This is a genomic window from Oleiphilus sp. HI0086 (assembly GCF_001635225.1).
This window is the reverse complement of record NZ_LWFZ01000509.1, coordinates 18,747-28,681: the sequence shown is the minus strand read 5'-3', so window position 1 is coordinate 28,681 and position 9,935 is coordinate 18,747. Positions and strand designations below refer to the sequence as shown.

Sequence of the window (9,935 nt, the reverse complement as noted above, 5' to 3'; positions counted from 1 at the left end):
GAACAAGTGCTAGGCAATAATTTCATCGATATGTTTGTTCCAGAAAATATTCAGGACGAGACAGCATGGAAATTTACCAAGGTACTCGAAAGCGGCCTTAGTAAAGAAAATATGGAATGCGAGATTATCAGTGGCGACTCGCTTTCGCACACCATGCTCTGGAACATGAACCACCTTAGCAATCATGACGGTGAATCCCAGCAGACGCAGCTTCTTTTGATTGGCCAAAACATTTCCGACATCAGAAAAACTCAAAATCAACTTCACTACCTCGCTCACTACGATGCACTTACCGATACGGCTAACAGACGCCTATTCGAAGACCGCTGCGCCCAAGCGATTCAATCAGCAATTCGACACAAATCCGAGATTGCGCTAATCGGCCTAGATATCGATCACTTCAAACGAATCAATGACACGCTCGGACACGATATCGGCGATCAATTTCTTGTCACCTTAGCCAGCAGACTCAAACAAAGCGTTCGAAAGGAAGACACGATTGCCCGCCTTGGCGGAGACGAATTTGCTATTCTGCTAGCAAATGTATCGGGAAGAGAAGGCGCTAAAACAGTTGCCAGAAATATTCTCGATAACATTACCAAGCCCGTAAATATTGGCGGGAATGAGCTTATCGTTACTTCCAGCATCGGCATTACCGTCTGCCCTAACGATGGCACGCAATATCCCGACCTTCTAAAAAATGCAGATATGGCCATGTATCGAGCGAAAAAAGCCGGACGAAACAATATTCAGTTCTATAGTCCAGAAATGAACAGTGAAATGCAGCGCCAACTAATTATTGAGCATGAGCTAAGAAACGCTATCAGCGCCAGCCAATTCAAGCTTTACTACCAACCTATCATCGACATTGAAACGGGTGAAATTCTCGCGCTTGAAGCCTTGCTACGCTGGCATCATCCTGACAAAGGTTTAGTCACGCCAGAGTACTTTATTGATGTCGCTGAGCAAACGGGCTTATTGCACGACATTGGTCAATGGGTAATTTCTAACGCCTGCCTGCAAGGACGAGCAATTCAGGAATGGTCAGACACGCCGATACAAATAGCGCTCAACCTCTCTAACCGCCAATTTAACCATCCGCGAATAGTTGAACTTATCCAAAAAGCAGTAGAGAGCACTAAATTTGATCCAAAGAACCTGATTCTGGAAATGTCGGAAAGCACGATCACAAGCAATATCGAGACATCCTTTGTGACACTTACTCAACTTAAAGAGTTGGGCGTGTCACTGACAATCGACAGCTTTGGAACCGGTCTAAGCTCACTACGACAGTTAAAGCAAATTCCCGCCGACATCATTAAGGTCGACCGAACTTTCGTGACTGGCATACCAAGGGATGAAAGCGATATGGCCATCACTGAAACACTGCTAGCTATTGCGAGTCAGATGGATTTAAAAACATTTGCTACAGGGATCGAAACGAAGGAGCAGGAAGCTTTCTTAAAGATTAATGGCTGTCGATATGGGCAAGGTTATCTCTACTCCCCACCAGTGCCGTTCAAGGAATTATATGCAATATTACATAGCTTGAATCAAGGCGAAACCTTAGGCCGGGGCGACCAGATCGTACTACCTCTGGTGCACGAATCTAAACCGGCCTAAGCTAAAAGCAGGTTTTCTTGCTACGAAGATAAATGCTCGTGAAGTTCTTCAAACTGAGTCGTTAAAGCATGCTTTGGAGCAAAGTAGATAAGCGGCTGACTTTCTTGGTGCGACTCTTTCATCTTGATTGAAGCATTAATTTTTACAGGTAATACTGGCAACCCTTCTTCTTCGAGCTCCTTCACCAAGCGCGACGGCAGACTCGCACGCGGCTGAAATTGATTCACTACAATACCCTCTATTTCCAAGCGGTCATTGTGATCTTCTTGTATGTCTTGCAACTCGCCCATAATCGTATACAAAGCTTGACGAGAGAAGTCATCGCAGTCGAAAGGAATCAAAACCTTATCGCAAGCAATTAAGCCTGAACGCGTATAGAAATTTAAAGCAGGCGCTGTATCGATGATAATTTCATCAAACTGGCTCTCTAATGCTCTTAAGGCATTTTTGAGTTTATAGATCTTATGCTTAGCCTCCAGCTTTCTTTCAAGAAAATCCATCTCAGGACTAGAGGGCAAAACATAGAGATTGTCGAAGGGGGTTTTATGCGCAAAGTCGGCAGGATCTTTATTAAACAAATTAAATGAAAGCGTTTGCTCAAAAAAATCGGCAATCGAGTCATTCAATTCAGCAGCAGGCTTTCCCATTAAATAGTGAGTAGAGTTACCTTGCGGGTCCAAATCAACAACCAAGGTTCTGCGTCCCTTAGCAGCGAAAATAGCTGCAAGATTGCAAGTAATACTCGACTTCCCTACACCGCCTTTCTGGTTGAATACTACGCGAATCATTTTTTTCTCCCTGCAGCTGATGAGCTACCAATTTAAAACTTTCTTGACGAACGGAATTGTCAATTTACGCTGCTCAGTGAGCGACGCTTTGTCTAGTTGATCAAGTAACGCTAGCAACTCTGTTAAGTTGCGCCCGCTACGCTTAATAATAAAAGTAGAAACGCCCTCTTCCAAGCTAAAGCCCTTATGTATCGCAACCTGCTGCATGATTAGTTCTTTTTCAGCATCACTATAAGCTTTCAGGCTTATCAATAAACCGGATTTTAGGCGTGACAACAAATCAGCCAAGCAGATATTCAAGGCGTCTACCGGCTGTGACAAGGCGAAAATTAACATATCACCTTGAGCTTTATAATGGTTAAATAAATTAAAAAGACAGCGTTCTTTAAACTCTCGACTTAAGCTCTGGTGACACAGCCACAAATCCAAGTGATCGAGAGCCAAAATTGAATATTGCTCAAAGCTTGAAAACAAACCCTGAACGTCACTCTCTGATAATTCAAACTCGTTTAATTCCGCAAGCGAAAAGTAACAAACATTGTCCAGCTCTTTTGACTCAGCGTAGCCAATTGCAGCATTAAGCAAATGGGTTTTACCAGACTCTTCTGGCCCAACCAGTAAGACTGCAGTTTCCTGATACTCATCTATCGCACTCGACAGCATAAACTTGGCACGATCGTTTTTTTCGCTGTAAAACGTTTCGAAGCTTAGGTCACTTTTTTCCCTAACAGGCAATAATAGTTGGCTGGATAATTCAAAAGCATTCATAAGCCAGTCTTATCATTCAATTCATTTTCTCGGCGCTGCTTGTATGCCTTTACGCCCCAAACCAAGTAATAATGAATACCGCTAATCAGAGTAATGGCACCCACTACAAATAGGCCTTCTGAAACTGCCCACTGCGGCATCGGCAGATCTGCCAAGCTCATAATCACGAGTAAGACATAAACAATCTGTAGCATTGTACAGGTCTTACCCAGCCATGAGGGCTTAATATCATAATGACTAATAAAGAAGTGATAGCCCAGCGCACCAGCTAGAATCATTACATCGCGACCAATAACGAGATATAGAAGCCACATTGGGATTTGCTCTGTCCAAGCAAGCATTACGTAAGCCGTAACGAGCAGTAGTTTATCTGCCAAAGGGTCAGCTATGGCACCAAATCGCGACTTCCAATTAAATTGGCGAGCCAAGAAACCATCAACTCCATCTGAAAGACCTGCTACAAAGAATAGAATCAAAGCCTGCAAATATTGCGCGGAATATACGCTCATCGCAAAAGGAATCACCAGCAGGATTCGAATAACAGTTAGAATATTAGGAATCTGATTAGCTGCGATCATTCTATCTCCAAAATAACCATAGCAATGACTAAGACCCGGAGCGCCAAACAAATTTATCGAGCGCATCGACAAGCATACCCTTATTTAACTCCAATATACCGTCTAGCTCCGCTTCCCGTTTTATTAGCTTTCGCCCAAGAGATAGGTGCTGAGAAAGCATTTCTCTTGTATCACGCAAGCGCAACTCAAAGGTAAGCTGATCTTCCTCGGCTAGCAACATATTTACGGATGCAACAGGCGCAAGATCTTGCAGGTAACGCTGTACATCCACATAATCTTCGAAAGAATCGATACCAAGCACTGAAATGGTATAGATTTCTGAACTTGCTACGCCAGATATAGCATACTGAGTAGATATAACGCTTGCCAAGCGAGCAACAAACTCTTTTGAAACCGATTCACTGCTTGCCTGAGCGCTTTCACCAAAGAAAGTTTGCTCACCTAGGAATAGCTGCCAGTCTGCACGCCATTGACGCTGAGAAACAGGCTCTTTTGCTTCATCAAGTTCTTGAGCCTCAGGAGTAATGGAACTTTGCAAGCGTACAATTGCAACAGCGTCGGTGCCATAGCGCTTACTAGCATCAATATGGGAGTCAGAAAACAGGCCCCATAATCCGTCAACATCTAAAAGCGAAAGGTCTGTCAGATCGGCCACAGGAATAAAAAGCGGCAAACCTCGAGTCTCAGCAATGCCAGTCAATTCAGGTAGCACCTCATCCAGTTCGGAAGCGCCGATAACGCTTCGCTGCCCTTGTTCATCAGACATCACCACCCAAACCAGAATTGAAGGACGAGACCGCCCCCAAATAGGAAGAGACAGTGATTGCAAACCCGCTTCTATGGGCGATTCTGCGAATGCAACATCCAGCATATATTGGTCAGGTACGGCGGGCTCGGCTATTAACGACTCAGTTAACTCTTCTTGGCCGGTCTGAGCGGAACTAGGCATAGAACCAGGCTCCTGTTCAACGTCTGCACCTTCATCTGTAAACTCCATAGCGAGCCTTTCGCGCTCAGCAAGCACCTCAAGATAAACGCTATACGCGGGGTTTTCTCTGTAGGCAAATGAGAGCACGTAGTTTTCAGGTGAGCGAAACTTAGAATTCACAGAAGAATCCTGCAACAATTCCTCATCACCAGTAACACGGATCAACACCTGATGCAGCGCCTGCTCAAAGCCTAGCATACGATCGGAAGGGTCTTGCGAAGGTACTGCGACAGAAGCGTTATATAAATTACCTAGCTGGACAGCGATTGAGTGTGAACTCAAAAAGGCTAGCGAAACAAGTACGAAAAAACGAATAATATTGACCAAGTAAGTGCCACTTATGCTCAGTATTTGAAAGGTTTATCATAATATTCTCGAAACACTCATAAAACAACCATCAGCCGTGCTTTGCACACCTACTTTCTAATATTTTTTTAAATCACTACGAATATGTTATTTTTTACTGCTAGCATTTGGCGAGACTCCAAACAACTGGTAGAATCGCGCCAATTTTAAAAAGCCAAGGTTTTAGCTCATATGACTAATAATTCTGACTCAAATACAAACCCTTCACTTAGCTACAAAGACGCTGGCGTCGATATCGATGCGGGAAATGAGCTAGTAGAAAGAATTAAAGGTGTCGCCAAAAAAACTCGTAGACCGGAAGTAATGGCCGGTCTAGGCGGTTTTGGCGCAATGTTTGAGTTGCCGAAGGGCTATAAAGAACCGGTTTTGATTTCCGGTACCGACGGTGTTGGCACAAAACTAAGATTAGCCATGGACTTCAATAAGCACGATACGATAGGTATTGATCTCGTTGCCATGTGCGTTAACGATCTTATTGTTGGTGGCGCAGAGCCATTATTCTTCCTTGACTATTACGCTACAGGTAAACTGAATGTTGACGTTGCTGCCGATGTAGTAACAGGCATTGGCGCTGGTTGCGACCTATCTGGTTGCTCACTAGTCGGCGGTGAAACTGCTGAAATGCCCGGCATGTACGAAGGCGAAGATTATGACTTGGCTGGTTTTTGCGTTGGCATTGCTGAGAAGTCTGAGATTATAGATGGCACCAAAGTTAAGGCTGGCGACAAGTTAATTGGCCTCGCTTCTTCAGGTCCACACTCGAATGGCTACTCTTTAATTCGCAAGATTATAGAAGTATCAAACGCTGACCTAAACCAGGAAATTGGCGATACCGACCTAAAATCGGCCTTGCTTGAGCCAACAAAGATTTACGTTAAATCTCTTCTTAAATTGATCAAAGAAGGTGAGGTGCATGCCCTTTCACATATCACGGGCGGTGGCTTACTTGAGAATATTCCTCGCGTAATACCTGAAGGAACTAAAGCAGTCATCGAGACCCAGAGCTGGGAATTGCCTGAAGTATTCAAATGGCTTCAATCAGCAGGTAACGTAAATCCTGTTGAAATGTATCGCACCTTCAACTGCGGTGTTGGCATGATCATCGCCGTTCCAGCCGGTTCAGAAGAATCAGCCATCAAGCTTTTAGAAGCTGAAGGCGAAAGTGCTTGGGTAATTGGTGAAATTGCCGACACATCTTCCGACGAAGAGCAAGTCCAACTAAATGGACTAGGCGCTTAGTAATGGAAGGACGAGATCCTGTTGTCGTTGTTTTGATATCGGGTAGCGGCAGCAACCTTCAAGCCTTAATCGACGCCTATCAACGTGAAGAAATCCCTGGAAAGATCAGCGCTGTTATTTCCAATAAGCCCCATGCTAAGGGCCTAGAGCGAGCTAAGAAAGCTGAGATTGATACTCATGTCATCGAACATCAAAAATTCGCTCAACGAGAGATTTTTGATGCAGAGCTGATTAAGACGATTGAGAAGCATCAACCGGATCTCGTGGTATTAGCGGGCTTTATGCGTATCTTAACCGATGATTTTGTCCGCCGTTTTGAAGGAAGAATGCTCAACATTCACCCCTCTCTTCTGCCTAAATATCCCGGCCTACATACTCATAAGCGTGCGCTTGAAGCAAAAGACAAAGAGCACGGCGTGAGTGTTCACTTTGTTACCGCTGAGCTTGATAGCGGCCCGAACATCATCCAGGCTATTGTACCAGTCTTAAATCAGGATACTGAAGAAACACTTGCCACCCGAGTACTTGAAAAGGAACACATCATTTACCCCATTGCGGTTAAGTGGTTTATCGATGGACGTCTTGAAATGAAAGATGGCCAAGCCTATCTGGATGGCGAGCAGTTGCCCGAAAGCGGCCTTAAGCTAGAGATTGAGCAGACTTTACACTAAGAGTCTGCGCCACCCTTGCGCTTCACCAACGATTATTCACTCTCTTTCTGAGCAATATCTGTAATCAAACGCCTAAACCACTGATGGTCCGCATTATGATGAAGTAAAGGACTCCAGGCCATCTTGAGATCGAATGCTGGTATATCGAAGGGCGGCTCTTTCATTACAAGCTTAGAGCTTTCACTTTTTAAACGCGCCGCGCGGCTCGGCAGCGTAGCCACTAAGTCATGCTGCTGCGCCAACAACATCGCCACCTGGTAATGACGGGTAAATACACTAATTTCGCGCTTTGCTCCAATACGATCCAGCGCTTCATCAACCCAACCCAAGCGCTGCACATCATTCGGGTTCACTCCAACACCCACACCAAAGCCAGTTTTACTCACCCAAATATGGCTGGCCTTTAGGTAGGCATCCAGATCGAAGCTATTGACCAAGGTGTTACTAGGGCTCATCAGGCATGAGAAGGTATCAGACCAGAGCGTTTTTTGGTGAAAAGACTGCGGCAAAGTATCAAAGCGATTAATCGCCATATCGACACGGCCTTGCTCAACATCTTCGAAAGATACATCACTGGGCGTTAAAACATCGAGCGTGATATTAGGCGCCTGCTTGCGAACTTCACTTAAAACAGCGGGAATCAAGGTAGATTCAGCGTAGTCGCTTGCCATCACGCGAAACACCCGATGGCTTTGAAGGTCAAAATCCCTATCCGGGTGAACTACACGATCGATATTGAATAATATCTCTCTCACCGCAGGCTTAAGGCTGAGCGCCAACTCAGTAGGCGCCATACCGTCACTGGTACGAACAAGCAATGGATCTTCGAACAGCAAGCGCAAACGCTTCAAACCATTACTCATCGCAGGCTGCGTAATACCAAGATGGTTTGCAGCCTTGGTGACGTTTTGCTCACGCAAAAGTACATCTAGGTGAACCAGCAAATTTAGATCAACATCACTTAGATTCATAGACCTAGACGCCCTTGGCTAATAACACTCAATTAAACTTAAACTTCATGGTAGATTTCACTACCTTCCTGTTTAAATTTCTCCGACATCTCACTCATACCTTCGTTCGCATCCTTTTCTGCTGCGTAATCACGAACTTCCTGAGATATTTTCATTGAACAAAACTTAGGGCCACACATTGAACAGAAATGTGCAACTTTAGCAGAGTCCTTAGGTAATGTTTCATCATGATAAGCACGAGCAGTATAAGGATCTAGCGCAAGGTTAAATTGATCTTCCCATCTAAACTCAAAACGAGCCTTTGACATAGCATTATCGTGAATCTGTGCACCAGGGTGGCCTTTTGCAAGGTCGGCAGCATGAGCCGCGATCTTATAGGTAATAAGGCCCTGTTTTACATCTTCTTTATTAGGTAGACCCAAGTGTTCCTTAGGCGTGACATAGCAAAGCATTGAACAACCATACCAGCCAATCAGTGCAGCACCAATGCCTGAGGTGAAGTGGTCATAGCCTGGTGCGATATCGGTAGTAAGTGGGCCAAGCGTGTAGAAAGGCGCTTCATCGCAATGCTTGAGCTGCTCTTCCATATTCGCCTTAATCATATGCATCGGCACATGACCCGGGCCTTCAATAAAGGTTTGCACATCGTGCTTCCAAGCTATCTTGGTAAGCTCGCCTAAAGTACGAAGCTCTGAGAATTGCGCCTCATCATTTGCATCAGCAATTGAACCTGGGCGTAAACCATCACCAAGTGAAAAGCACACATCATAGGCTTTCATAATCTCGCAAATTTCTTCAAAATGCGTATAGAGGAAGTTTTCCTTGTGATGAGCAAGGCACCATTTAGCCATAATTGAACCACCACGACTAACGATCCCGGTGACTCGATTCGCCGTCATAGGCACATAGCGCAATAACACACCTGCATGGATAGTGAAGTAATCAACTCCCTGCTCCGCCTGCTCAATTAAAGTATCACGGAACAACTCCCAGGTAAGATCTTCGGCAACCCCGCCACATTTTTCAAGCGCCTGATAAATCGGCACCGTACCAATCGGTACAGAAGAGTTTCGAATGACCCATTCACGTGTCTCATGAATATTCTGGCCTGTAGACAAATCCATTACGGTGTCACCACCCCAACGCGTCGACCAAACTGTTTTCTCGACTTCTTCCTGAATAGAAGATGTCACCGCAGAATTACCAATATTGGCATTCACCTTGGTGCGGAAGTTCCGACCAATAATCATCGGTTCGGTTTCCGGATGGTTGATATTACAAGGAATGACAGCACGACCACGAGCGACTTCGTCTCTGACAAATTCCGGGGTAATCATTTTAGGAATAGAAGCGCCGAAAGACTCGCCTGGATGCTGGTTAGCTAGCGCTTCATCCATCTGCGCCTCGCTTAAAGCCAGATTTTCTCGAATAGCGATATATTCCATTTCCGGCGTAATGATACCCTGACGAGCGTAATACAGTTGCGTGACATTCTTTCCGGCTTTTGCTTTTAGAGGTTTACGCTTATGCTCAAAACGCAAGCCATCCAAGGCTAGGTTTTGATCACGTACATTTGCGTACTCAGAACTAAAACCAGGTAACTCTTCAGTATCATTTCGTTCAGCAACCCACTCATCGCGTAAGGGCATTAGCCCTTTTGTGACGTCAACTTCTATCTCGGGGTCTGTATAGGGGCCGGAGGTGTCATAAACTCTAACTGGAGGGTTATCCTCAAGCTCGCCATTCTGCAACTGAGTTGGGGTAAGTGAAATTTCACGCATCGCTACGCGAATATCTTTACGACTGCCTTCTACATATACTTTTTTTGAGGCTGGAAAAGGCTGGGTAGATAACTCATCTACGTAAGCTGTATCACCCAGTTTCTTTAACGAATCGTTTTTCATCTATTGCTCCGCATATCCGGTATTACGAGTGTGGTAAGT

9 protein-coding genes are annotated in these 9,935 nt (G+C 45.0%); 3 read left to right on the top strand and 6 right to left on the bottom strand.

Annotation, left to right across the window (positions count from 1 at the left end):
• The coding region (locus A3756_RS06335; RefSeq protein WP_156490318.1) for a bifunctional diguanylate cyclase/phosphodiesterase at positions 1–1,623 on the top strand (1,623 nt) is incomplete at its 5' end.
• Positions 1,624–1,643: 20 nt separating this feature from the next.
• Here the strand turns inward: A3756_RS06335 and A3756_RS06330 are convergent.
• Genes A3756_RS06330 through A3756_RS06315 form a run of 4 tightly spaced genes read right to left on the bottom strand, consistent with a single transcriptional unit; the run spans position 1,644 to position 5,027 of the window.
• Complete coding sequence (locus A3756_RS06330) at positions 1,644–2,411, bottom strand: ParA family protein (protein WP_068509617.1); 768 nt, start codon at positions 2,409–2,411, stop codon at positions 1,644–1,646.
• Positions 2,412–2,435: 24 nt separating this feature from the next.
• Positions 2,436–3,179 (bottom strand): DnaA/Hda family protein, encoded by a 744-nt coding sequence (locus tag A3756_RS06325; protein ID WP_068509619.1) that lies wholly within the window; start codon positions 3,177–3,179, stop codon positions 2,436–2,438.
• A complete protein-coding gene (locus tag A3756_RS06320; protein ID WP_068509622.1) occupies positions 3,176–3,757 on the bottom strand; it encodes a CDP-alcohol phosphatidyltransferase family protein in 582 nt (193 codons plus the stop codon). Before A3756_RS06320 ends, A3756_RS06325 begins: the two co-directional genes overlap by 4 nt.
• Positions 3,758–3,785: 28 nt before the next feature.
• A complete protein-coding gene (locus A3756_RS06315; protein ID WP_156508876.1) occupies positions 3,786–5,027 on the bottom strand; it encodes a DUF2066 domain-containing protein in 1,242 nt (413 codons plus the stop codon).
• Between the two features lie 255 nt (positions 5,028–5,282).
• Between A3756_RS06315 and purM the strand changes: the two genes are divergently transcribed.
• Positions 5,283–6,350 (top strand): phosphoribosylformylglycinamidine cyclo-ligase, encoded by a 1,068-nt coding sequence (gene purM, locus A3756_RS06310; RefSeq protein ID WP_068508039.1) that lies wholly within the window; start codon positions 5,283–5,285, stop codon positions 6,348–6,350.
• A 2-nt stretch (positions 6,351–6,352) separates the two neighbouring features.
• Positions 6,353–7,021 (top strand): phosphoribosylglycinamide formyltransferase, encoded by a 669-nt coding sequence (purN, locus tag A3756_RS06305; RefSeq protein WP_068508037.1) that lies wholly within the window; start codon positions 6,353–6,355, stop codon positions 7,019–7,021.
• Between the two features lie 32 nt (positions 7,022–7,053).
• Here purN and A3756_RS06300 read toward each other — a convergent pair whose 3' ends face one another.
• Together A3756_RS06300 and thiC are read right to left on the bottom strand one after the other, a co-directional pair.
• Positions 7,054–7,992 (bottom strand): LysR family transcriptional regulator, encoded by a 939-nt coding sequence (locus tag A3756_RS06300; RefSeq protein WP_068508035.1) that lies wholly within the window; start codon positions 7,990–7,992, stop codon positions 7,054–7,056.
• Between the two features lie 38 nt (positions 7,993–8,030).
• A complete protein-coding gene (gene thiC / locus A3756_RS06295; protein WP_068553106.1) occupies positions 8,031–9,896 on the bottom strand; it encodes a phosphomethylpyrimidine synthase ThiC in 1,866 nt (621 codons plus the stop codon).
• Positions 9,897–9,935 lie beyond the last annotated feature (39 nt).